We start from the raw sequence: 315 nt of genomic DNA on the forward strand, positions 1-315 counted from the left end.
TAATTTTTCCGCGATAGTTTTTCTTTGTATTTTTTGTACTCTCTACTTTTGAAATACCAGTCACAACCAGCAAAAAAAGCAGCGCCAAATAACGTCATTAAATAAACTCGGTACGACACAATTGGAGACAAATCTAGGTAAAAATCATTTTGGACAAATGCACCACCTAAAATGACTGGGATACTAAATCCTAAACCACACCCTAAAAAGTGCCTGAAAAAGCCTTTCTTTTGAATCTTTAACCACTCAATTTGCCTTTTTTGTTCCATATATCTATTGCTGTCCTCAAAATTACTCATAACGCCCGCCTAAGGG

Annotated in this window: 1 protein-coding gene; it reads right to left on the reverse strand. The window is 35.9% G+C overall.

The annotated features are described in order from the left end of the window. The coding region (locus GOU96_RS18485; RefSeq protein ID WP_324702139.1) for a hypothetical protein at window positions 1-299 on the reverse strand (299 nt) is incomplete at its 3' end. Window positions 300-315 lie beyond the last annotated feature (16 nt).

Source organism: Vibrio sp. R-1, assembly GCF_035615595.1.
GTDB lineage: Bacteria > Pseudomonadota > Gammaproteobacteria > Enterobacterales > Vibrionaceae > Vibrio > Vibrio cholerae.